Origin of the sequence: Streptomyces sp. NPDC058371 (genome assembly GCF_042723265.1) — a bacterium.
Taxonomy (GTDB): Bacteria; Actinomycetota; Actinomycetes; order Streptomycetales; family Streptomycetaceae; genus Streptomyces.
Map to the genome: position 1 here is coordinate 166,357 of NZ_JBHXJC010000010.1, position 19,545 is coordinate 185,901.

Here is a 19,545-nt window from a genome sequence, read left to right on the forward strand (position 1 = left end):
CCTCAGTGGCCGGACGTCGCCTTCAGCCCCACTACGGCCACCAGCAGCAGACAGACGAAGAAGATCCGGGCGGCGGTCACCGGCTCACCGAGCACGACCATGCCGAGCACCGCCGCCCCGGCGGCACCGATCCCGACCCACACGCCGTAGGCGGTACCGATCGGCAGGGACTTCGCGGCGTACGACAACAGGACCATGCTCGCCACGATGCCCGCGCCCGTGAGCACACTCGGCACCAGCCGCGTGAAGCCGTCCGTGTACTTCATTCCGATCGACCAGCCGACCTCGAGCAGACCGGCGACGAGCAGCAGAATCCAGGCCATGACAGGCACCTCCGTCTGGGAATCAACAGGGGTGCGTCGTCTTTGCCCAGGAGCCCTCGTTCGTGCTCCCACCCGGTACGGCGCGTCTCGTCGGGGTCCCTCAAAGGTAGCAAAACCCAGGCGAAAGGGGCTGGTGACCATGGTCACCAGCCCCTTTCGAAACCCTGCGGCAGGCCCTACAGATACAGGCCGGTCGAGTCCTCGGACCCCTCGAAACGGTCCGCGGCCACCGCATGCAGATCCCGCTCACGCATCAGGACGTACGCGATACCCCGCACCTCGACCTCGGCACGGTCCTCGGGGTCGTACAGCACCCGGTCGCCCGGCTCCACCGTCCGCACGTTCTGCCCCACCGCCACGACATCCGCCCAGGCGAGGCGCCGGCCCACGGCCGCGGTCGCGGGAATCAGGATGCCGCCGCCGGACCGCCGCTCGCCCTCGGCGGCGTCCTGCCGCACGAGCACACGGTCGTGCAGCATCCGGATGGGCAGCTTGTCGTCGTGATGGTTCTTCTCGCTCACGCCCCGAACCTACCTGCCTCGGCCGAATCCGTACGCAGTCGGGTCAGCCCCTGCGGCGCCGTGAACCCACGGCCAGCAGACCGACGACCCCGACCACCACCAGGGCCACCGGCACGATGCGCTCCAGCCGCGGCGCACCCTCCTCGGTGACGAACCGCCCCTTCACATCGCCCACGACCCGGTTCACACCGACGTACGCCCGGCCGAGCGTGTGGTCGATGTTCGAGACGACCTTGGCCTTCGCGTCCCCGACGATCGTCTTCGGATGCACCCGCACCCCGATCTCGTCGAGCGTCTCGGCGAGGACCTCGCGGCGGCGCTTGATGTCCGCCTCGATCTGCGCCGGAGTCCTGGTATCCGACGTTCTCGACGTATCCGACACCGCGCTGCCTCCGTGGTCGTAGCGACGTACTGGCTTCTGTGGTCCGGCTCCGTCCGACCCTGGGGCCCGACTCCGCCTTCCCGTGGTCGACAGTCTGTCAGCTCCGGAGCGAACGCACCCCACGGCACCCCTATTGGATGCGCCCCTATTGGGTGCGCCGAAGCGCATTAGGCTCGGTGTCCAAACCGCCCCTGCCACGTGAGGTACCGATGAGCGAGCGACTCCAGCCCGGCGACACCGCCCCCGCTTTCACCCTGCCCGACGCCGACGGCAACGACGTCTCCCTGGCCGCCCACAAGGGCCGCAAGGTCATCGTCTACTTCTACCCGGCGGCCCTGACGCCCGGCTGCACCAAGCAGGCCTGCGACTTCACGGACAACCTCGACGTACTGGCGAGCGCCGGCTACGACGTCATCGGCGTCTCCCCCGACAAGCCGGAGAAGCTCGCCAAGTTCCGCGACAAGGAGAACCTGAAGGTCACCCTCGTCGGCGACCCCGACAAGACCGTCATCGAGGCCTACGGCGCCTTCGGCGAGAAGATGAACTACGGCAAGACCTACCTCGGCGTCATCCGCTCCACGGTGATCGTGGACGAGGAGGGCAAGATCGAGCGGGCGTTCTACAACGTCAAGGCGACCGGACACGTCGCGAAGATCATCAAGGACCTGGGCATCTGACGCACCCGCGCCTGCCCGCACGCCCGTCCCTGCGCGCAAGCCCGCCCCCTGCCCGCACGCCCGAGCTGCCGCACCGCCCGCCGGCGCCGGCGCCGCCCGCGTCTCCGCAGGCCGGGACCCCCGAAGGCCCCGCACGGCCGCCCCCGCCCGCACCCCGGGTGGGGGCTCGCCCATATGTGACGGAAGTCCCTCTCAGTGAGGACTTCCGTTTGCGGTCGGCAACCCCGAGCAGGTGATCCCCTGGAAGTACGTGCGTCCAGAAACGAAAGGATCACCCCCATGGCGACCACCGCGCCCGAAACCGCAGAGGTCGCTGCCGATCCCGAGGCAGTGAAACGTCACCGCACGCTCTTCCGCGCCGTCCGGCGCCGCCGCAACCCCCCACTGCGACGCACCGACATCACCGTCACCGACGAAAGCGCGGTCAAACGCGCCGTCAAAGCCGCCTCGCTCGGCAATGCCATGGAGTGGTTCGACTTCGGCATCTACAGCTACCTCGCCGTCACCATCGGCCACGTCTTCTTCCCGTCCGGGAACGGCACCGTCCAACTGCTCTCCTCCTTCGCCACCTTCGCCGTCTCCTTCCTCGTGCGGCCCATCGGCGGCATGGTGTTCGGGCCCATGGGCGACAAGGTCGGCCGCAAAAAGGTCCTCGCCCTGACGATGATCCTGATGGCCATCGGCACCTTCGCCATCGGCCTCATCCCCGCCTACGCCACGATCGGCTTCTGGTCGCCCGTCCTGCTGATCCTCTTCCGCCTCGTCCAGGGCTTCTCGACCGGCGGCGAGTACGGCGGAGCGTCGACCTTCATCGCGGAGTACGCCCCAGACAAGCGCCGCGGCTTCTTCGGCAGCTTCCTGGAGTTCGGCACGCTCGCCGGATACGTGGGCGCGGCCGGCCTGGTCACCCTGCTCACGACGTTCCTCGGCAGCGCCGGCATGGAGTCCTGGGGCTGGCGCATCCCGTTCCTGGTGGCCGGGCCCATCGGCCTCGTCGGCCTGTACCTGCGGCTCAAGCTGGACGAGACCCCCGCCTTCCAGAAACTGGAGGACGCGACCTCGCACAAGGCCTCCGACGCGGCCTCCACGGTCGAGACCACCGCCAAGGGCGACCTCGCGAAGATCTTCCGCGACTACTGGCCGACGCTGATCCTGTGCATCTGCCTCGTCGGCGCGTACAACATCACCGACTACATGCTGCTGTCGTACATGCCGACGTACCTGTCCGACGAGATGGGCTACAGCGAGACCCACGGCCTGCTGATCCTGATCGCCACCATGGCCGTGCTGATGCTGATCATCAGCCAGGTGGGCCGGCTCTCCGACCGCTTCGGCCGCAAGCCGCTCCTCATGTCCGGCATGCTCGGCTTCCTCGTCCTGTCCGTGCCGGCCTTCCTGCTGGTCAAGCAGGGCAGCCTGGTCGCGGTCTCGGCGGGCATGCTGATGCTCGGCCTCTCCCTGGTCTGCATGCTCGGCACCATGTCGGCGGCCCTCCCCGCCCTCTTCCCCACCCAGGTCCGCTACGGCTCCCTCTCCGTCGGCTACAACCTCTCCGCCTCCCTCTTCGGCGGCACGACCCCCCTCGTCATCACCGCCCTCATCAGCGTGACCGGCTCCGACCTGATGCCCGCGTACTACGCCATGGCCGCGGCCCTCGTCGGCGTCATCGCCGTCGCCTGCATGAAGGAGACCGCCCAGAAGCCCCTGGCGGGATCACCCCCCTCGGTCGAAACCCACGAGGAGGCGGCGGAACTGGTCGAGGCCCAGGCCCCGGTACTACGCTTCTGACACCCCGCGTGACTGTCCGATAGTCGGTTCGTTACTCCGTGCGAGGCCACGAACGTGTGGCCGGGGCGGAGGGGAACATGAGCGTGCGGAGCGCACCGGAACCGACACCGGACAACCACTGCGACCGCGGTATCCAGCGGCCGGACCCGTACAGCAAGGAACGGCTCGCGCCGGTCGTCGCCGAGGCCCGCAACCGGACCGACCTGATGCGGCGGCTCGACCTCGGCACGAATGGGGGCCAACGGCGGGTGCTGCAGGAGAAGGTAACGGGACACGGGCTCGACACGAGCCACTTCGGCAAGCGCAGCCCGTGGCGCAAGTACCCGGACGCAGCGATTGCCGAAGCGTGCGCATCATCGTCCTCGTTGCGCGAAGTGGCTCTGAAGCTGGGTGCCACCCCCGCCACGGGCACGCTCTCCCACATCCGACGCCGCATCAGCGCGGCGGGTATCGACATCGGCCACTTCCGGGGCGTGGATCGGCCCGAGTTGGAGCTGCCCTTCACCCGGGAAGAGCTGCGTACGGCCGCCGCTGCGGCAACGAGCGTGCGCGCAGTGGCCCGCGTCCTGGGGGTTCGGGATGACAGCAGCTCGCGCGCGGCACTGGGCCGCATGCTGCGCACCCAGCACATCGACATCGGACACTTCTCGCACCGGCGGGTGCCGATTCCCGAGGACCGGCTGCGCGCCCTCGTACCGAGCGCCTCCAGCTACGCCGACGTGATGCGAGGCCTCGGTATGGAGGTCAACGACACCAACCACCGGCGCGTCCGGCGCGAGGCGTCCCGCCTCAGGCTCGACACCAGCCACTTCAAGCGCCGGGCCTGGGGGCGGCCAGAACGGCCGGCGCCCGCATCGACAGCCCACCGGGTACTGGTGGTTCTCCCGGACCAAGCCGGGCGGACCAACAGGAGCCAGCTCCACCGAGCCCTGGCCGAAGTCGGAGTGCCGTACGTATGCGTAGGGTGCGGCAGCACCGGTGAGTGGCTCGGGCAGCCGATCACCTTGCAGATCGACCATGCCAACGGGGACTGGCGGGACAACCGCCAGGAGAATCTCCGCTATATGTGCCCCAACTGCCATTCGCTCACGAGCACCTGGTGCAGACGAGGCAATCGGCGCCGCGAACGACCCGTCGGCAAAACCCCCGCTCAGGCTGGTCCACCTGCCCGGTACGATGGCATGCGGCTAGCGGCGGTGGCGCAACAGGCGACGCAGCAGACTTAGGATCTGTGGCCCGTGAAACGGCTTGAGGGTTCGAATCCCTTCCGCCGCACCTGGACGGCCTGCGAATCGGCGGACGATTTGCAGGCCGTTTCTGTGCGCGTCCTCAGCCCAACAACTCCCGAACCACCGGCACCAGTGCCCGGAACGCCTTGCCGCGGTGGCTGATCGCGTTCTTCTCGTCCGGGGAGAGTTCCGCGCAGGTGCGGGTCTCGCCGTCCGGCTGGAGGATCGGGTCGTAGCCGAACCCGTTCGTGCCGGACGGGGCATGGCGGAGGGTCCCGCGGAGCTGGCCTTCGACGACGCGTTCGGTGCCGTCGGGGAGGGCGAGCGCGGCGGCGCAGGCGAAGTGGGCGGCGCGGTGAGGTGCGTCGATGTCGCCGAGCTGGGCGAGGAGGAGGTCGAGGTTGGCCTTGTCGTCGCCGTGGCGGCCGGCCCAGCGGGCGGAGAAGATGCCGGGGGCGCCGCCCAGGACGTCGACGCAGAGGCCGGAGTCGTCGGCGACGGCGGGCAGGCCGGTGGCCTGGGCGAGGGCGTGGGCTTTGAGGAGGGCGTTCTCGGCGAAGGTGACGCCGGTTTCCTTGACGTCGGGGATGTCGGGGTAGGCGTCCGCGCCGACGAGGTCATGGGTGAGGCCTGCGTCGGCGAGGATCGCCTTCAGTTCGGTGATTTTGCCGGCGTTGCGGGTGGCGAGGATCAGGCGGGTCATGGCCCTCAGTATCCCCAGGTTCCCGGGGTGCGCCGTGCGCCTTCCGGGCGCTCCTACGGTGTGCAGACCTTCGTCAGTTCGCCCGCCGCGTCGGTGACGGGGCTGATGTCGGGTGTGTTGTCGCCGTTCTTGACGGCGGTGCGGACGTTTTCGACGGCTTGGCTGAGGTCGTCGACGGCTTTGTTGACGTCGGCGTTGTCGGTTTTGTCGCCGATCTTGTCGAGGTTTTTCTCGATGGAGTTGAGGGACTGGTCCGTCTGCGTGGGGTCGTTCGCCGCGTTTTCGACGGCCTGTTGGAGGTCGGTGACGCTGTCGGCTATGGCGTCGGCGGTCTGGACGCAGTCGAGGGCTTTGCTGACGGCGTCGCAGCCGACGGCGGCCGGCAGGGCGATGAGTGCGGTGACGACGGCGATTGCGGCGGTGCGGCGGCGGTGGCGCGCGGCCATGGAACGGTCCCTCCCCGTGGGCATGGTGTGGTCGACCCCGTGGTGTGGTCGGCGGGGCGCACGGCTGGACCGTACGCCCGTACCTGTTAGAACGCGATCGGTTATCGCGCGGTTGCTTCGAGGACGGCGCGTTGGATCGCGGCGAGTTCGTCGCAGCCGGATACGGCGAGGTCCAGGAGGGTGTTGAGCTCTTTGCGGTCGAAGGGTTCGGCTTCGGCGGTGCCCTGGATTTCGACGAATCGGCCGTCGCCGGTGCAGACGACGTTCATGTCGGTGTCGGCTTTGACGTCTTCTTCGTAGCGGAGGTCGAGGAGGGGGATGCCTCCGACGATGCCTACGGAGACGGCGGAGACGGTTCCGGTGAGGGGCTGTCGGCCGGCTTTGACGAGTTTCTTGCCCTGGGCCCAGGTGATGGCGTCGGCGAGGGCGACGTAGGCGCCGGTGATGGCGGCGGTGCGGGTGCCGCCGTCGGCCTGGAGGACGTCGCAGTCGAGGACGATGGTGTTCTCGCCGAGGGCTTTGTAGTCGATGACTGCGCGCAGGGAGCGGCCGATGAGACGGCTGATCTCGTGGGTGCGGCCGCCGATCTTGCCGCGGACGGATTCGCGGTCGCCGCGGGTGTTGGTGGAGCGGGGGAGCATGGAGTACTCGGCGGTGACCCAGCCTTCGCCGCTGCCTTTGCGCCAGCGCGGGACGCCTTCGGTGACGGAGGCGGTGCAGAAGACTTTGGTGTCGCCGAAGGAGACGAGGACGGAGCCCTCGGCGTGCTTGCTCCAGCCTCGCTCGATGGCGATGGGGCGGAGCTGGTCGGGGGTGCGGCCGTCGATTCGAGACATGCGGATGAGCCTAGCTGTACATGGCTGAGGGGCTGCCTCGGGTGTGGGAGGCAGCCCCTCAGGGGTGAGCGGGGGCCGGCGGGGGCCCGTCGGCTCACATCATGTCTTCGATGTCCGCGGCGATGGGGTCGGCGTCGGTGCCGATGACGACCTGGATGGCGTTGCCCATCTTGACGACGCCGTGGGCGCCGGCGGCTTTGAGGGCGGCTTCGTCGACCTTGCTCGGGTCGTGGACTTCGGTGCGGAGGCGGGTGATGCAGCCTTCGACTTCTTCGATGTTGTCGATGCCGCCGAGCCCGGCGACGATCTTCTCAGCCTTGGTGGCCATGTCCCTACTCCCTGATCCGAACCGCTTTGTCGCAGTAACCCACAGTTGGCCCATCTTCGCGAGCGGTCATGTCGCGGGTGCCGAATGATGGCGTTCACGACAGGGCGACCGTCTGTCGACTGGTCTACACCAGTTGGCGGACGGGAGCCAAACCCGGCCCGGTCCGGAGGACGCCGATGAGTGCCGACAGCGCTGCCGCGCCCGCGCGTGCCCGCTGGAACAATGCGTTCCAGGGGTTGCAGAAGATGGGCCGCAGTCTCCAGCTTCCCATTGCGGTGCTGCCGGCCGCCGGCATCCTGAACCGGCTGGGGCAGCCGGATGTGTTCGGGGACGACGGCCTTGGCTGGACCAATGTCTCCAAGGTGATGGCGGGTGCCGGTGGCGCCCTGCTCGACGGTTCGCTGGGTCTGCCGCTGCTGTTCTGTGTGGGTGTGGCGATCGGGATGGCGAAGAAGTCGGACGGTTCGACGGCGCTGGCGGCGGTCGCGGGGTTCCTCGTCTACTTCAGCGTGCTGCGTCAGTTCCCGGAGTCCTGTGCGCAGCAGGCGAAGGTGATCCAGAACATCGGCTGCCAGGCGGCGGACAGTTCGGTGACGGCGTTCACGTACCAGAATCCGGGCGTGTTCGGCGGCATCGTCATGGGGCTGATGACGGCGTACTTCTGGCAGCGTTTCCACCGGACCCGGCTGGTGGACTGGCTGGGCTTCTTCAACGGGCGCCGGCTGGTGCCGATCATCATGGCGTTCGTGGCGATCGCGTTCGCGGCGCTGTGTCTGTGGATCTGGCCGCCGATCGGTGATGGTCTGCAGAACTTCAGCGACTGGCTGGTGAGTCTGGGTGCGTGGGGTGCGGGTGTGTTCGGTCTCGCCAACCGCGCGTTGCTGGTGATCGGGCTGCATCAGTTCCTGAACGTGCCCATCTGGTTCCAGTTCGGGAGTTTCACGAAGCCGGACGGCACGGTGGTGCACGGTGACATCAACATGTTCCTGGCGGGCGATCCGAACGCGGGTCAGTTCACGTCGGGCTTCTTCCCGATCATGATGTTCGCGCTGCCGGCCGCGTGTCTGGCGATGACGCACTGTGCAAAGCCCCATCGCCGTAAGGAGATCGGCGGCATGATGCTGTCGGTCGCGCTGACGTCGTTCGTCACCGGTATCACCGAACCGATCGAGTACTCCTTCGTGTTCATCGCGCCGCTGCTGTACGCGGTCCACGCGGTGCTCACCGGTGTGTCCATGGCGGTGACCTGGGGTCTGGGTGTGCATGACGGTTTCAGTTTCTCGGCGGGTCTGATCGACTACGTCATCAACTGGAACCTGGCGACCAGGCCGTGGGCGATCATCCCGATCGGCCTGTGTTTCGCCGCCGTCTATTACGCGGTCTTCCGCTTCGCGATCACGAAGTTCGATCTGAAGACTCCGGGGCGCGAGCCGGAGGAGGAGGTCGAGGACACGACGAAGGCGTAGGAGTCGGCGCGGTTTCCGTGCCGAATGAACTCGAAGGGCCCCTGGACCGGCCGGTCCAGGGGTCCTTCGGCATGAGTGGACGCGGTTCTTCCGGTATGGCCCAGACCACAAAATTCGCGGGTTCCTTATCCAGCCTTCACCGTGCTACAACAGGTCTACACCACTGAGTGGTGTAGACCACGCGGTTGCTGCCCACCCCTTGATTCGCCCTTCCCGTCCCCCGGCAGCACCGGCACATGGAGGAACTATGAGCACCGCCAGCGCTACGGCGGCCCCCGCTAAGAAGCGGGGATCCGGCCTGTTCCAGGGCCTGCAGAAGGTCGGCCGAAGCCTACAGCTCCCCATCGCCGTGCTGCCGGCGGCGGGCATTCTGCTCCGGCTGGGGCAGACGGACATCCACGACAAGCTCAACCTGCCGGACAAGGTCACGGCGGTATTCGCCACGGCCGGTGGCGCGATCTTCGACAACCTGCCGATGCTCTTCTGTATCGGTGTCGCGATCGGCTTCGCCAAGAAGTCCGACGGCTCCACCGCTCTCGCCGCTCTGGTCGGCTTCCTTGTCTACAGCAATGTGCTGAAGGCGTTCCCGGTCACCGAGGCCAAGGTCCAGAAGGGCGCGGACATAGCCGCGACCTACAACAACCCGGGCGTGCTCGGCGGCATCATCATGGGTCTGCTCGCCGCCGTGCTGTGGCAGAAGTACCACCGCAAGCAACTGGTCGACTGGCTCGGCTTCTTCAACGGTCGCCGCCTGGTTCCGATCATCATGGCCTTCGTCGGCACCCTCATGGGCGTCTTCTTCGGTCTGGTCTGGGAGCCGATCGGTGAGGTCATCTCCAACTTCGGCGAGTGGATGACCGGCCTCGGCGCGCTGGGTGCGGGGCTGTTCGGTCTGATCAACCGTGCGCTGATCCCGGTCGGCATGCACCAGTTCGTGAACACCGTGTCCTGGTTCCAGATCGGTGACTTCCAGAACGCCGCGGGCGACGTCGTGCACGGCGACCTGAACCGGTTCTTCGCCGGTGACCCGACCGCCGGACAGTTCATGTCGGGCTTCTTCCCGATCATGATGTTCGGCCTTCCGGCCGCCGCGATCGCCATCGCGCACAGCGCCCGCCCCGAGCGCCGCAAGGCCGTGATGGGCATGATGGTCTCGCTCGCGCTGACGTCCTTCGTGACCGGTGTGACCGAGCCGATCGAGTTCTCGTTCATGTTCATCGCGCCGGTGCTGTACGCGATCCACGCGGTCCTCACCGCCCTGTCCATGGCGATCACCTGGGGGCTCGGCGTCCACGCCGGCTTCACTTTCTCCGCGGGCGCGATCGACTACGCCCTGAACTGGAACCTCGCCACGAAGCCCTGGTTGATCATCCCGATCGGCCTGGTCTTCGCCGCGGTCTACTACGTCCTCTTCCGCTTCGCGATCACCAAGTTCAATCTCCCCACCCCGGGCCGCGAGCCCGAGGAGGAGGTCGAGGACCTCACCAAGGCGTGAGTCCCGGCCGCAACGCACACACGAAGACCCCGGAACCCAGTCGGTTCCGGGGTCTTCGTGTGTCGTGGCTGCGGGAGGGTTCAGATCTCGTACGTCGACCGGGGGGCCGCCAGTTCCACCGCTCCGGTGTAGGCCTCCCGGGCGTCGGCCAGGTTGACCTGGGGGTCCGTCCACGGCGGGATGTGGGTGAGGACCAGGCGGCGCGCGCCCGCGCGGGTGGCCGTCTCGCCCGCCTCGCGCCCGTTGAGGTGGAGGTCGGGGATGTTCTCCTTGCCGTGCGTGAACGCGGCCTCGCACAGGAACAGGTCGGCGTCGCGGGCGAGTTCGTCCAGAGCGTCGCTCACGCCGGTGTCCCCGGAGTAGGTCAGCGCGCGCCCGCCGTGCTCGACGCGGATGCCGTACGCCTCCACGGGGTGGCGCACCTTCTCCGTGTGCACGGTGAAGGGACCGATCTCGAACGTGCCCGGCTTGACCGTGTGGAAGTCGAAGACCTCGCTCATCGAGGAGGCGCTGGGGGTGTCCGCGTACGCGGTGGTCAGGCGCTGCTCCGTGCCCTCGGGTCCGTAGACGGGGATCGGGTCGCAGCGGCCGCCGTCGTGGCGGTAGTAGCGCGCGACGAAGTACGCGCACATGTCGATGCAGTGATCGGCGTGCAGATGGCTGAGGAAGATCGCATCGAGGTCGTAGAGACCGCAGTGGCGCTGAAGCTCGCCAAGGGCACCATTGCCCATGTCGAGAAGCAGCCGGAAGCCGTCGGCCTCGACGAGGTAGCTCGAGCAGGCCGATTCCGCGGACGGGAACGACCCCGAGCAGCCGACGACGGTGAGCTTCATGAGAGCTGGAACCTCCGCGCTGTCAGGAAGTGCAGAGAGCAGATGCGGTGAGCAGGTACTCGGATGGGACAGGGGAAAAGGGGGGCGTGCGGTCCATCGAGCGTAAGGCGCAAAAGGGCCGGTCGCTCCTCCGCCAGGGGCCGTTGTGGGCGAACTCACCCGTGCTGTCACCGGTTCGGATGGACCTGATGCAGATGGGGCGGGTGGGCCTTGTGTGGAGGAAGGCGTTCAGGGGAGCGGCCCGGGGTGCGCGCCGGTACCTTCTACGGTATGGACACGTCCTGGTGGCTCGCGCTGGCGGCGGTCGTACTGCTCGCGCTGGTCGCGACGCTGATCGACGGCTGGGGCCGTGGTGGGCGTGGGCCCGCGGGGCGTACGCGGCCGCCGGGCCGCCCGCGGGGGCGGGCGGCGGGGCCTCGGCCGGCGGAGATCTGGTGGGCGAACGTTCCGTTCGAGGACGGGCCGGGGGCCAAGGACCGGCCCTGTCTGGTGCTGTCCGTGCGGGGTGGGCGGGCCAAGGTCGCGAAGATCACCACCAAGTATCACGACGAGCGTGCCGGGGTGATTCCGCTGCCGCCGGGGGCCGTGGGCGATGCCCACGGGAGGCCCAGCTTCCTTGAGACGGATGAGCTGCGGCAGGTTCCCGTACGGGAGTTCCGGCGGCGGGTCGGCGTGGTCGACCCGGCCCTCTGGGACCAGCTCCGCCACCTGGCTTGACGCTCTTCCCGGGGCCCACGGCCCCGCAGCCGGTCCTCTGCCGCGCCGTACCTGGGGGCTCCGCCCCCAGACCCCCGTATCGCGCTTGCGCGCTCGTCCTCAAGCACCGGACGGGCTGAATCCAGCCCCTCCGGCGTATGAGGAGCGGGGTCCGGGGCGGAGCCCCGGGTACGGGACGGACAGGGGCGGCGGGGGCGAAGAAACCCGGGCAGGGACAGGACGCGCCCTCCACTGAGGGGCCGGTGGGCCGGGCGCTAAGCCCAGAGCTGCCCCTGCAGCGTCTCGATGGCCTCTTCCGTGGTGGCCGCGGTGTAGACGCCCGTCGACAGGTACTTCCACCCGCCGTCGGCGACGACGAAGACGATGTCGGCGGACACGCCGGCCTTGACGGCCTTGGCGCCGACGCCGATCGCGGCGTGCAGCGCGGCCCCGGTGGAGACACCGGCGAAGATGCCCTCCTGCTGGAGCAGCTCACGGGTACGGGTCACGGCGTCGGCGGAGCCGACGGAGAAGCGGGTGGTGAGGACGGACGCGTCGTAGAGCTCGGGGACGAACCCCTCATCGAGGTTGCGCAGGCCGTACACGAGATCGTCGTAGCGCGGCTCGGCGGCGACAATCTTGATGCCGGGCTTCTGCTCGCGCAGGAAGCGGCCGACGCCCATGAGGGTGCCGGTGGTGCCGAGCCCGGCGACGAAGTGGGTGACGGAGGGCAGGTCGGCGAGGATCTCGGGCCCGGTGGTCGCGTAGTGGGCGCCCGCGTTGTCGGGGTTGCCGTACTGGTAGAGCATCACCCAGTCCGGGTGCTCGGCCGCCAGCTCCTTGGCGACGCGTACGGCGGTGTTGGAGCCGCCCGCCGCGGGTGACGGGATGATCTCCGCGCCCCACATCGCGAGGAGTTCCCGGCGCTCCTGCGAGGTGTTCTCAGGCATCACGCACACCATGCGGTAGCCCTTGAGCTTCGCGGCCATGGCGAGGGAGATGCCGGTGTTGCCGGAGGTCGGTTCCAGGATGGTGCAGCCGGGCGTCAACCGGCCGTCCTTCTCCGCCTGTTCGACCATGTGCAGTGCGGGACGGTCCTTGACCGAGCCGGTCGGGTTGCGGTCCTCGAGCTTGGCCCAGATGCGCACGTCCTCGGACGGCGAGAGCCGCGGCAGGCGCACCAGAGGGGTGTTGCCCACCGCGGCCAGCGGAGAGTCGTACCGCATCCCGATCAGGCCATGCCGCCGGCCACGGCCGGCAGGATCGTGACGTTGTCGCCGTCGGCCAGCTTGGTGTTGATGCCGTCGAGGAAGCGGACGTCCTCGTCATTGAGGTACACGTTGACGAAGCGGCGCAGCCCGCCGCCGGCTGCCTCGTCGACGATGCGTGCCTGGATGCCCGCGTGACGGGTTTCGAGGTCGGCGAAGAGCTCGGCGATGGTCTCCCCGCCGCCCTCGACGGCCTTCTGGCCGTCGGTGTATGTGCGGAGGATGGTGGGGATGCGGACCTCGATGGCCATGGTTGCGGGCTCCTGTCGGGAGGAAAGTCGGTTCGGTGGACGCGCGGCGGTGCGGGGTGCGGAGCGGTACATGGTGGGACTCCCCGCGCTTCGAGCGGCGGGTGCCTCCGTCGGCTCCACGGCCGTACGGCGGCAGGGGTCAGCGCGGACAGAGGGCGCTGCTGAGCCTGCACAGGTCGACGTGCAGCCGCGCCACGAGCAGCATGCCCGGCGTCTTCTCGCTCACGTCGTGGGAAACCATGGGCTCATCGTATCGATTCCCGGTCCGGGTCCCGGAGTGTGATCTCGGATAGTGGACGAATTCTGACCGGAATGCGGGATCAGTGGTCTCCCACGACCCTGACCTCCTCCTCCGTCACCTCGCCCTCGACAATCCGGTACGAGCGGAACTGGAAGGGGCCCGCGTCGTCCGCGTCGGCGGTGGAGACCAGCACGTAGTGGGCGCCGGGCTCGTTGGCGTACGAGATGTCGGTGCGGGAGGGGTAGGCCTCCGTCGCCGTGTGCGAGTGGTAGATGACGACCGGTTCCTCGTCCCGGTCGTCCATCTCGCGGTAGAGCTTGAGCAGGTCGCCCGAGTCGAACTCGTAGAACGTGGGTGAGCGGGCGGCGTTGAGCATCGGGATGAAGCGCTCGGGGCGGCCCGAGCCCACCGGGCCGGCGACGACGCCGCACGCCTCGTCGGGGTGGTCCTGGCGCGCGTGCGCGACGATCTGGTCGACGAGGGCCTGGGTGATGGTCAGCATGTCGGTCAGGATAAGCAGAAGGGCCGCCGCGTACCGAGGGGTGGTACGCGGCGGCCCGTATGCCGGACGGAGCGGGCGGGTCTCAGCGCTTGACGAACGCGGAACCCTGCGGGTTGCGGCTCCTGAGCACCAGGTAGGAGACGCCCAGGACGAGGGCCCACAGGGGCGCGCAGTAGAGCGAGATGCGGGCGTCCTTGTCGATGCCCATCATCACGATCACCATGCCGATGAAGGCGAGCGAGAGGATGCTGGCCCAGATGCCGCCGGGGGCCCTGAAGGTGGACTGGGGCAGTTCGCCGCGGTCGGCCTTGAGGCGGTAGCGGATCTGGCAGACGAGGATGACGATCCAGGCCCACATGCCGGAGATGGTGGCGAAGGAGACGACGTAGTTGAAGGCGTCGCCGGGCCACTGGTAGTTGATCCAGACGCCGACCATCATCAGCGCGGCCGAGACCGTGGTGCCGACGAGCGGGGTGCCGCTCCGGGTGAGCTTGGTGAAGAACTTCGGGCCCTGGCCGTTGAGCGCGAGGTCGCGCAGCATGCGGCCGGTGGAGTACATGCCGGAGTTGCAGGAGGACAGGGCGGCGGTGAGCACCACGAAGTTGACGATGCCGGCGCCGGCGGCGAGGCCCATCTTCTCGAAGGCTTCCACGAAGGGGCTGACACCGGGCCGGAAGTTCGTCCACGGCACGACCGAGAGGATCATGATCAGGGCGCCGACGTAGAAGACGGCGATGCGCCACGGGACGGTGTTGATGGCCTTCGGCAGGACCGTCTTCGGGTCCTTGGACTCACCGGCCGTCACGCCGACCAGTTCGACGGCGAGGAAGGCGAACATGACCATCTGCAGGGTCATCAGGGTGTTGCCGACGCCGTGCGGGAAGAAGCCGCCGTCGCTCCACAGGTGGCTGACCGAGGCGGTGTCGCCCGCGTCGGAGAAGCCGAGGGTGAGGATGCCGGCGCAGATCAGGATCATGCCGACGATGGCGGTGACCTTGACCATGGAGAACCAGAACTCCAGCTCACCGAAGAGCTTCACGGAGATGAGGTTCACGGCGTACAGGATGACCGTGAAGACCAGGGCCGAGACCCATTGCGGGATGTCCCACCAGTACGTCATGTAGGTGGCGGCGGCGGTGACCTCGGTGATGCCGGTGACCACCCAGAACAGCCAGTAGGTCCAGCCGGTCACGAAGCCCGCGAAGGGGCCGATGAACTCGCGTGCGTACTCCGAGAAGGAGCCGGACACGGGGCGGTACATGAGGAGCTCGCCGAGCGCCCGCATGATGAAGAAGATGACCACGCCCGCGATGGCGTAGGCCAGGATCAGACTGGGTCCGGCCTTCGAGATGCCCTTGCCCGCGCCGAGGAAGAGGCCGGTGCCGATGGCACCGCCGATGGCGATCATCTGGATCTGCCGGGCGCCCAGCCCGCGCTGATATCCCTCGCCGTCGTCCGTCGCCGCGGCCTGCACGGCCTCACTGCCGTCGTACTGCTTGTCGACCTGCGATGAGGTCATGTTGGTGCGCCTTTCTCCATGCCGTTCCGAGCCGTCTGCGTGGCCTCGGATCGGGTCCCGATCCCCCCGGATGTGATGGAGCTGTGCCTGGCCGGCGATCCGCCGGCTCGGTGGCGCACCCGGCAGGACATGGGTGGTGTCCCGTCGGGCGGTCGTGAAGATTTATCACGCCCGCAACAGTCATCGGCGCAGGAGTTCGTGGCACACACCACAGGAAGAACCGGACAAAAGACGAGCCGCGCCCCATAGGACGCGGCTGTGGTGACGGGATCGTTATCCGGATTTGAGCGTCCGTTGAGCGAACGCCAGAGGGTATTTGTCCTGATAGATCAGGGCATAAGAGTTTCGACCAGGGTCTCCTGGAGGCCGCCCAGCCAGAGGTACGCCATCACCATCGGCTTGCGGGGGTCCTCGTCCGGGAGGCGGTAGAGGAGGTCGGTGTCCTGCTCGTCGACGAGGTCGAGCCGCGAGCCGATCGCCAGGCGCAGGTCGTTGAGGGAGCGCAGCCACTGCTCGGACTGCTCGGCGGAGAGCTTGAGGACCGCGCCGCCGTCACCCCCGGGCGTCAGCGCGTCCAGCGAGCGGATCACCGCGAGGGCGTTGTCGCGCTTGCCAGCGCGCAGGTCGTTCTCGGTGAAGCGGCGGAACTCGGCGGAGTGGGCGCGCTGCTCGTCGGCCTGCTCGCGCGAGTTCGCCTCGACGTCGGGTCCGCTGTAGGCGTCCGGGAAGAGGCGGTGCAGTACGGGGTCGGAGGGCGGTTCGCTGGGCCCCTCGGCGAACAGCTCGGCGAGCGGGTCCTCCGCGGTGTTCTCGCCCGGTCCGGGACCGATGAGCTCCAGGAGCTGGACGGCGAGGGAGCGGATGATGGAGATCTCGACCTCGTCGAGCGCGACGGCCGCGCCGCCGCCGGGGAGCGGTTCGAAGTGTCCTGGCATCAGGTTGGGTCGCTACTTCCAGTACTGCACGCTGCGGTCGGCCTCTGTCCGGTCCTGCCGTGCTGCCGGTTCGGTTACTTCCGGTCCTGCTGAAGGGTGGCCCACAGACCGTAGCCGTGCATGGCCTGCACGTCGCGCTCCATCTCCTCGCGCGTCCCGCTGGAGACCACGGCCCGGCCCTTGTGGTGGACGTCGAGCATGAGCTTGTTGGCCTTGTCCTTGGAGTAGCCGAAGTACGTCTGGAAGACATACGTCACGTAGCTCATGAGGTTGACCGGGTCGTTGTGGACGATCGTCACCCAGGGGACGTCCGGCTCGGGTACGGCGAACACCTCCTCCGCCGACTCGGTCTTTTCGATCTCTAGGGGTGCGGGAGCCGTCACACGCCCCATGCTGCCACCAGAGAGGGGCCCCCGCATAAACGGACCCACAAATCGTCAGAGTGACGAGATGGGAGTACGATCCCTTGCCATGAACACAGCGGACCTTGGGCTGCCGGTGGACGTTCCCTCGACGGCGCTCTTCACGGACCAGTACGAGCTGACGATGTTGCAGGCCGCCCTGGCGGGCGGAACCGCCGAGCGGCGCTCGGTCTTCGAGGTCTTCACCCGGCGGCTGCCCGAGGGCCGGCGCTACGGGGTCGTGGCCGGGACCGGGCGGGTCCTCGACGCCGTCGAGAACTTCCGCTTCGACGCGGGAGTGCTCGGCTTTCTGCGCGAGAACGGGATCGTGGACGAGGCGACCCTGGAGTGGCTGGCCACGTACCGGTTCACCGGGGACATCTGGGGCTATCCCGAGGGCGAGGTGTACTTCCCGGGCTCGCCGATCCTGCGGGTCGAGGGGTCCTTCGCGGAGTGCGTGCTCCTGGAGACCGTGATCCTGTCGATCCTCAACCACGACTCGGCGATCGCGGCGGCCGCGTCCCGGATGTCCTCCGCGGCGCGCGAGCGGCCGCTGATCGAGATGGGCGCCCGGCGCACCCACGAGCTGGCCGCGGTGGCCGCCGCGCGGGCCGCGTACGTCGGCGGCTTCACGACCACCTCCGACCTGGCCGCGGGTTTCCGGTACGGCATTCCCACCGTCGGCACCAGCGCCCACGCCTTCACGCTGCTGCACGACCGGGAGCGGGACGCCTTCCAGGCCCAGGTGAGCTCGCTCGGCCGGGGCACGACGCTGCTGGTGGACACGTACGACGTGGCCGAGGCCGTCCGTACGGCGGTCGAGGTCGCGGGACCCGAGCTCGGCGCCGTGCGCATCGACTCCGGTGACCTGCTGCTGGTCGCGCACCGGGTGCGCCAGCAGCTGGACGAGCTGGGCGCGACCGGCACGAAGATCATCGTCACCTCCGACCTGGACGAGTACGCCATCGCCTCGCTGGCGGCGTCGCCGGTGGACGCGTACGGCGTCGGCACCCAGCTGGTGACGGGATCCGGCCACCCGACGTGCTCGATGGTCTACAAGCTGGTCGCCCGCGCCGCGTCGGCGGACCCGAAGGCTCCGCTGGAGCCGGTGGCCAAGAAGTCGTCCGGCGGCAAGACGTCCATCGGCGGCCGCAAGTGGGCCGCGCGGCAGCTGGACGAGCAGGGGGTCGCCGAGGCCGAGGTGATCGGCACGGGCCCGGTGCCGGCCGAGCTCGCCGACCGCCAGCTGCTGGTCGAGCTGGTCAAGGGCGGTCAGGTCGTCGCCCGGGAGCCGCTGGACGCGGTTCGTGAGCGGCACACGGCGGCCCGCGCGAACCTCCCGCTGTCGGCGACGCAGCTCTCCCGCGGGGAGCCGGTCATCCCGACGCAGTACGTCTGACGCGGGATCCCTGGGGCGCCGTCCGGCCGGCGCCCCGGGCGTCCCGGCCGCGGCGGCACGCATGAACGACCGGTGAGCGGGAATGCAACGGCAGCGTGCCCGAGCATCGCGCGGAAGCCGCCTGCCCCCTCCCGGAGGGCACTTGAAGTCTCTAGGCTCGGTGTTTCAACGGCCGGGCCGCACCTCACCGACCTCCTGCCGAGCCGAAGGACACCGACCATGCGCCGCGCCTTGATCGTCGTAGATGTGCAGAACGACTTCTGCGAGGGTGGCAGCCTCGCGGTGGCCGGGGGTGCCGACGTGGCCGCCGCGATCACCGAGCTGATCGGCCAGGCGCCCGCCGGCTACCGCCATGTCGTCGCCACCCGTGACCTCCACATCGCCCCCGGCGGTCACTTCGCCGACAACCCCGACTACGTCCACTCCTGGCCCGCGCACTGCGTGGCCGGCACCGAGGGCGTGGGCTTCCACCCGAACTTCGCCCCGGCCGTCGCCTCCGGCGCCATCGACGCCGTCTTCGACAAGGGTGCCTACGCTGCCGCGTACAGCGGCTTCGAGGGCGCCGACGAGAACGGCGTCCCGCTCGGGGACTGGCTGAAGGCCCGCCAGATCGACGAGGTCGACATCGTGGGCATCGCGACCGATCACTGCGTACGGGCCACCGCACTGGACGCCGTGCGGGCGGGCTTCCGTACGCAGGTGCTGCTCGACCTGACCGCCGGGGTCGGCGAGGAGACCACGGACCGGGCCCTGGAGGAGCTGCGGGAGGCGGGCGTGGACCTGTCCGGCAAGCCGGTCGTCTGAGCCGCCCGCCACCCTCGCGCCGCCGCACCGACTGGCCGCCTCCGGAAGCAGGGCGTGGGCGCCCTCAGAGGCCCTGGGGTGCCGCCGGGCGCCTGAGCAGGGCCCGGATCGGGTGCCAGAGCTCCTGGGCCAGTTCCGGGCCGCGGACACCGTTGTCAGGAGCCGTGCGCCATATCAGGCCGTCGGGATGGTGCAGGACCGCGGTGATCTCGTCCGGGGTCGGTGGCTCCGCGTTGCCGCGCAGGTAGACCGCCCGCATCCCCAGATTGCGCAGCCTGGTCAGGGCCCGGGCACGATTCTGGGCGAGCACCAGGAAGCGCACGCTGCCGCCGCCCGGGCCCGACGGGCTGGGCAGATTCAGCGCCACCACCACGCTGCCGTTGGGCAGCTTGCAGAAACCTCCTGCGGCCATGCAGTCACACCCCCGTGAGAACCGGTGTCAATAAGAGAACCACAGGAGGCACCTAAACACGATCGGCCGCGACCCGCCAGGGGGTCGCGG

General features: G+C 68.8%; 24 protein-coding genes, 1 tRNA gene and 1 riboswitch. Of the genes, 9 read left to right on the forward strand and 16 right to left on the reverse strand.

The features are described from left to right. Positions 1-2: 2 nt before the first annotated feature. The 3 genes from ACFWM2_RS26940 to ACFWM2_RS26950 form a co-directional block, all read right to left on the reverse strand. Positions 3-323: a DMT family transporter gene (locus ACFWM2_RS26940; protein ID WP_383285002.1), complete on the reverse strand. Its 321-nt coding sequence runs from the start codon at positions 321-323 to the stop codon at positions 3-5. 30 nt (positions 324-353) lie between these two features. Then, positions 354-435, reverse strand: a riboswitch (guanidine-III (ykkC-III) riboswitch). Between the two features lie 64 nt (positions 436-499). After that, on the reverse strand, positions 500-844 hold the full coding sequence (locus tag ACFWM2_RS26945; protein ID WP_383285005.1) for a GroES family chaperonin: 345 nt from the start codon (positions 842-844) through the stop codon (positions 500-502). Between the two features lie 43 nt (positions 845-887). Next, a complete protein-coding gene (locus ACFWM2_RS26950) occupies positions 888-1,226 on the reverse strand; it encodes a DUF3618 domain-containing protein (RefSeq protein ID WP_383285008.1) in 339 nt (112 codons plus the stop codon). Positions 1,227-1,435: 209 nt separating this feature from the next. Here ACFWM2_RS26950 and bcp point away from each other — a divergent pair, with 209 nt between their 5' ends. From bcp to ACFWM2_RS26970, 4 genes are all read left to right on the forward strand, one after another. Next, positions 1,436-1,903 (forward strand): thioredoxin-dependent thiol peroxidase, encoded by a 468-nt coding sequence (gene bcp, locus ACFWM2_RS26955; protein WP_383285011.1) that lies wholly within the window; start codon positions 1,436-1,438, stop codon positions 1,901-1,903. Positions 1,904-2,182: 279 nt separating this feature from the next. Further along, entirely contained in the window at positions 2,183-3,691 is a 1,509-nt protein-coding gene (gene proP, locus ACFWM2_RS26960; protein ID WP_383285014.1) for a glycine betaine/L-proline transporter ProP, read from the forward strand. 77 nt (positions 3,692-3,768) lie between these two features. Further along, complete coding sequence (locus ACFWM2_RS26965; protein ID WP_383285017.1) at positions 3,769-4,917, forward strand: HNH endonuclease; 1,149 nt, start codon at positions 3,769-3,771, stop codon at positions 4,915-4,917. Beyond that, positions 4,882-4,966 (forward strand) — tRNA-Leu (locus ACFWM2_RS26970). The genes ACFWM2_RS26965 and ACFWM2_RS26970 overlap by 36 nt, the downstream gene beginning before the upstream one ends. A 54-nt stretch (positions 4,967-5,020) precedes the next feature. On the opposite strand, the gene rdgB is transcribed toward ACFWM2_RS26970, so the two are convergent. The 4 genes from rdgB to ACFWM2_RS26990 all read right to left on the reverse strand — a co-directional run bounded on the left by rdgB (position 5,021) and on the right by ACFWM2_RS26990 (position 7,233). After that, on the reverse strand, positions 5,021-5,623 hold the full coding sequence (gene rdgB, locus ACFWM2_RS26975) for an RdgB/HAM1 family non-canonical purine NTP pyrophosphatase (protein WP_383285021.1): 603 nt from the start codon (positions 5,621-5,623) through the stop codon (positions 5,021-5,023). A 53-nt stretch (positions 5,624-5,676) separates the two neighbouring features. Beyond that, the gene (locus tag ACFWM2_RS26980) at positions 5,677-6,069 is read right to left on the reverse strand and encodes a hypothetical protein (protein ID WP_383285024.1); all 393 of its coding nucleotides are present in this window, start codon (positions 6,067-6,069) and stop codon (positions 5,677-5,679) included. A gap of 101 nt (positions 6,070-6,170) precedes the next feature. Next, a complete protein-coding gene (gene rph / locus ACFWM2_RS26985; protein ID WP_383285027.1) occupies positions 6,171-6,905 on the reverse strand; it encodes a ribonuclease PH in 735 nt (244 codons plus the stop codon). Between the two features lie 94 nt (positions 6,906-6,999). Further along, positions 7,000-7,233, reverse strand: a complete 234-nt coding sequence (locus tag ACFWM2_RS26990; protein WP_383285030.1) for a glucose PTS transporter subunit EIIB — start codon at positions 7,231-7,233, stop codon at positions 7,000-7,002. Between the two features lie 176 nt (positions 7,234-7,409). Here ACFWM2_RS26990 and ACFWM2_RS26995 point away from each other — a divergent pair, with 176 nt between their 5' ends. Together ACFWM2_RS26995 and ACFWM2_RS27000 are read left to right on the forward strand one after the other, a co-directional pair. Then, positions 7,410-8,699 (forward strand): PTS transporter subunit EIIC, encoded by a 1,290-nt coding sequence (locus ACFWM2_RS26995; protein ID WP_383285364.1) that lies wholly within the window; start codon positions 7,410-7,412, stop codon positions 8,697-8,699. Positions 8,700-8,946: 247 nt separating this feature from the next. Then, entirely contained in the window at positions 8,947-10,194 is a 1,248-nt protein-coding gene (locus ACFWM2_RS27000) for a PTS transporter subunit EIIC (protein WP_383285033.1), read from the forward strand. A gap of 80 nt (positions 10,195-10,274) precedes the next feature. On the opposite strand, the gene ACFWM2_RS27005 is transcribed toward ACFWM2_RS27000, so the two are convergent. After that, the gene (locus ACFWM2_RS27005) at positions 10,275-11,027 is read right to left on the reverse strand and encodes an MBL fold metallo-hydrolase (protein ID WP_383285036.1); all 753 of its coding nucleotides are present in this window, start codon (positions 11,025-11,027) and stop codon (positions 10,275-10,277) included. A gap of 270 nt (positions 11,028-11,297) precedes the next feature. Here ACFWM2_RS27005 and ACFWM2_RS27010 point away from each other — a divergent pair, with 270 nt between their 5' ends. Continuing rightward, a complete protein-coding gene (locus ACFWM2_RS27010; RefSeq protein ID WP_383285039.1) occupies positions 11,298-11,744 on the forward strand; it encodes a type II toxin-antitoxin system PemK/MazF family toxin in 447 nt (148 codons plus the stop codon). 254 nt (positions 11,745-11,998) lie between these two features. Here the strand turns inward: ACFWM2_RS27010 and ACFWM2_RS27015 are convergent, their stop codons facing one another. The 7 genes from ACFWM2_RS27015 to clpS form a co-directional block, all read right to left on the reverse strand. Continuing rightward, positions 11,999-12,949, reverse strand: a complete 951-nt coding sequence (locus tag ACFWM2_RS27015; protein ID WP_383285042.1) for a PLP-dependent cysteine synthase family protein — start codon at positions 12,947-12,949, stop codon at positions 11,999-12,001. A 5-nt stretch (positions 12,950-12,954) separates the two neighbouring features. After that, positions 12,955-13,242: a MoaD/ThiS family protein gene (locus ACFWM2_RS27020; protein WP_383285045.1), complete on the reverse strand. Its 288-nt coding sequence runs from the start codon at positions 13,240-13,242 to the stop codon at positions 12,955-12,957. A gap of 139 nt (positions 13,243-13,381) precedes the next feature. Further along, complete coding sequence (locus tag ACFWM2_RS27025) at positions 13,382-13,483, reverse strand: putative leader peptide (RefSeq protein WP_383285048.1); 102 nt, start codon at positions 13,481-13,483, stop codon at positions 13,382-13,384. A gap of 79 nt (positions 13,484-13,562) precedes the next feature. After that, positions 13,563-13,985, reverse strand: a complete 423-nt coding sequence (locus ACFWM2_RS27030) for a Mov34/MPN/PAD-1 family protein (protein ID WP_383285051.1) — start codon at positions 13,983-13,985, stop codon at positions 13,563-13,565. 82 nt (positions 13,986-14,067) lie between these two features. Then, complete coding sequence (locus ACFWM2_RS27035; RefSeq protein WP_383285054.1) at positions 14,068-15,504, reverse strand: amino acid permease; 1,437 nt, start codon at positions 15,502-15,504, stop codon at positions 14,068-14,070. Positions 15,505-15,833: 329 nt separating this feature from the next. Continuing rightward, positions 15,834-16,439: a DUF2017 domain-containing protein gene (locus ACFWM2_RS27040; RefSeq protein ID WP_383285058.1), complete on the reverse strand. Its 606-nt coding sequence runs from the start codon at positions 16,437-16,439 to the stop codon at positions 15,834-15,836. Positions 16,440-16,513: 74 nt separating this feature from the next. Further along, complete coding sequence (clpS, locus tag ACFWM2_RS27045; RefSeq protein ID WP_383285061.1) at positions 16,514-16,831, reverse strand: ATP-dependent Clp protease adapter ClpS; 318 nt, start codon at positions 16,829-16,831, stop codon at positions 16,514-16,516. Positions 16,832-16,910: 79 nt separating this feature from the next. Here clpS and ACFWM2_RS27050 point away from each other — a divergent pair, with 79 nt between their 5' ends. Further along, positions 16,911-18,239 carry a nicotinate phosphoribosyltransferase gene (locus ACFWM2_RS27050; RefSeq protein ID WP_383285063.1) on the forward strand — a complete coding sequence of 443 codons (1,329 nt, stop codon included), beginning with the start codon at positions 16,911-16,913 and terminating at the stop codon, positions 18,237-18,239. 219 nt (positions 18,240-18,458) lie between these two features. After that, positions 18,459-19,043 carry an isochorismatase family protein gene (locus ACFWM2_RS27055; RefSeq protein WP_383285066.1) on the forward strand — a complete coding sequence of 195 codons (585 nt, stop codon included), beginning with the start codon at positions 18,459-18,461 and terminating at the stop codon, positions 19,041-19,043. 64 nt (positions 19,044-19,107) lie between these two features. On the opposite strand, the gene ACFWM2_RS27060 is transcribed toward ACFWM2_RS27055, so the two are convergent. Further along, positions 19,108-19,455 (reverse strand): hypothetical protein, encoded by a 348-nt coding sequence (locus ACFWM2_RS27060; RefSeq protein WP_383285069.1) that lies wholly within the window; start codon positions 19,453-19,455, stop codon positions 19,108-19,110. Positions 19,456-19,545 lie beyond the last annotated feature (90 nt).

Excerpts from the sequence above, each read along its gene's own strand:
- ACFWM2_RS26990 (WP_383285030.1), bottom strand. The coding sequence starts at position 7,233 with ATGGCCACCAAGGCTGAGAAGATCGTCGCCGGGCTCGGCGGCATCGAC.
- clpS (WP_383285061.1), bottom strand. The coding sequence starts at position 16,831 with ATGGGGCGTGTGACGGCTCCCGCACCCCTAGAGATCGAAAAGACCGAG.
- ACFWM2_RS27000 (WP_383285033.1), top strand. The coding sequence starts at position 8,947 with ATGAGCACCGCCAGCGCTACGGCGGCCCCCGCTAAGAAGCGGGGATCC.
- ACFWM2_RS26995 (WP_383285364.1), top strand. The coding sequence starts at position 7,410 with ATGAGTGCCGACAGCGCTGCCGCGCCCGCGCGTGCCCGCTGGAACAAT.
- ACFWM2_RS26965 (WP_383285017.1), top strand. The coding sequence starts at position 3,769 with ATGAGCGTGCGGAGCGCACCGGAACCGACACCGGACAACCACTGCGAC.
- ACFWM2_RS27030 (WP_383285051.1), bottom strand. The coding sequence starts at position 13,985 with ATGCTGACCATCACCCAGGCCCTCGTCGACCAGATCGTCGCGCACGCG.
- ACFWM2_RS27025 (WP_383285048.1), bottom strand. The coding sequence starts at position 13,483 with ATGGTTTCCCACGACGTGAGCGAGAAGACGCCGGGCATGCTGCTCGTG.
- ACFWM2_RS27015 (WP_383285042.1), bottom strand. The coding sequence starts at position 12,949 with ATGCGGTACGACTCTCCGCTGGCCGCGGTGGGCAACACCCCTCTGGTG.
- rph (WP_383285027.1), bottom strand. The coding sequence starts at position 6,905 with ATGTCTCGAATCGACGGCCGCACCCCCGACCAGCTCCGCCCCATCGCC.
- bcp (WP_383285011.1), top strand. The coding sequence starts at position 1,436 with ATGAGCGAGCGACTCCAGCCCGGCGACACCGCCCCCGCTTTCACCCTG.
- rdgB (WP_383285021.1), bottom strand. The coding sequence starts at position 5,623 with ATGACCCGCCTGATCCTCGCCACCCGCAACGCCGGCAAAATCACCGAA.
- ACFWM2_RS27050 (WP_383285063.1), top strand. The coding sequence starts at position 16,911 with ATGAACACAGCGGACCTTGGGCTGCCGGTGGACGTTCCCTCGACGGCG.
- ACFWM2_RS26940 (WP_383285002.1), bottom strand. The coding sequence starts at position 323 with ATGGCCTGGATTCTGCTGCTCGTCGCCGGTCTGCTCGAGGTCGGCTGG.
- proP (WP_383285014.1), top strand. The coding sequence starts at position 2,183 with ATGGCGACCACCGCGCCCGAAACCGCAGAGGTCGCTGCCGATCCCGAG.
- ACFWM2_RS27010 (WP_383285039.1), top strand. The coding sequence starts at position 11,298 with ATGGACACGTCCTGGTGGCTCGCGCTGGCGGCGGTCGTACTGCTCGCG.
- ACFWM2_RS27060 (WP_383285069.1), bottom strand. The coding sequence starts at position 19,455 with ATGGCCGCAGGAGGTTTCTGCAAGCTGCCCAACGGCAGCGTGGTGGTG.
- ACFWM2_RS27055 (WP_383285066.1), top strand. The coding sequence starts at position 18,459 with ATGCGCCGCGCCTTGATCGTCGTAGATGTGCAGAACGACTTCTGCGAG.
- ACFWM2_RS27035 (WP_383285054.1), bottom strand. The coding sequence starts at position 15,504 with ATGACCTCATCGCAGGTCGACAAGCAGTACGACGGCAGTGAGGCCGTG.
- ACFWM2_RS26980 (WP_383285024.1), bottom strand. The coding sequence starts at position 6,069 with ATGGCCGCGCGCCACCGCCGCCGCACCGCCGCAATCGCCGTCGTCACC.
- ACFWM2_RS27040 (WP_383285058.1), bottom strand. The coding sequence starts at position 16,439 with ATGCCAGGACACTTCGAACCGCTCCCCGGCGGCGGCGCGGCCGTCGCG.
- ACFWM2_RS27005 (WP_383285036.1), bottom strand. The coding sequence starts at position 11,027 with ATGAAGCTCACCGTCGTCGGCTGCTCGGGGTCGTTCCCGTCCGCGGAA.
- ACFWM2_RS27020 (WP_383285045.1), bottom strand. The coding sequence starts at position 13,242 with ATGGCCATCGAGGTCCGCATCCCCACCATCCTCCGCACATACACCGAC.